This is a genomic window from Streptosporangium carneum (assembly GCF_027922005.1).
GTDB lineage: Bacteria > Actinomycetota > Actinomycetes > Streptosporangiales > Streptosporangiaceae > Streptosporangium > Streptosporangium carneum.
In genome coordinates, this window is record NZ_BSEV01000152.1 from 1 (window position 1) to 539 (window position 539).

Sequence of the window (539 nt, forward strand, 5' to 3'; positions counted from 1 at the left end):
CTTTCCTCCGGGTACTTAGATGTTTCAGTTCCCCGGGTTTGCTTCTAAACCCTATGTATTCAGATTTAGATACCTCACACGAACTCTGGTGATCGGCCGGCCGATTGCTCGACCGGACGACCGCCAGGGTCCGTAAAGGTAGGTTTCCCCATTCGGATATTCTCGGATCAAAGTTTGCTCGCAACTCCCCGAGACTTATCGCAGCGTGCCACGTCCTTCATCGCCTCTACATGCCTAGGCATCCACTAAACGCCCTTTTGACACTTGATCTTGAAATTGATGCTCATGCGCGGTGAACGCCTCGCCACTCTTTCCGATTGCTGATGCCCGGGTCGTGCAAACCCAAGCGGCAATACGGCGATCGTGACAAGACCCGACGCATGAACCTCGGTCAGGATGTCTCTTCAGTGCAACCTGAGACGGCTGCACCCTCCACAACAATATCAAACATCCACGCTTCGCATTGCAAAGCGTGAAACTTGTTCTTTCAACCGCGTACCCTCGACAGGCTTGGTGGAGCCTAGGAGGATCGAACTCCT

The 539-nt window shown here is 53.4% G+C and carries 1 rRNA gene; it reads right to left on the reverse strand.

Features of this window, described 5'->3' with window-relative positions:
* Window positions 1-270: ribosomal RNA gene (locus PKF00_RS45060) — 23S ribosomal RNA — on the reverse strand; the annotation flags it as partial.
* Between the last annotated feature and the right edge of the window lie 269 nt (window positions 271-539).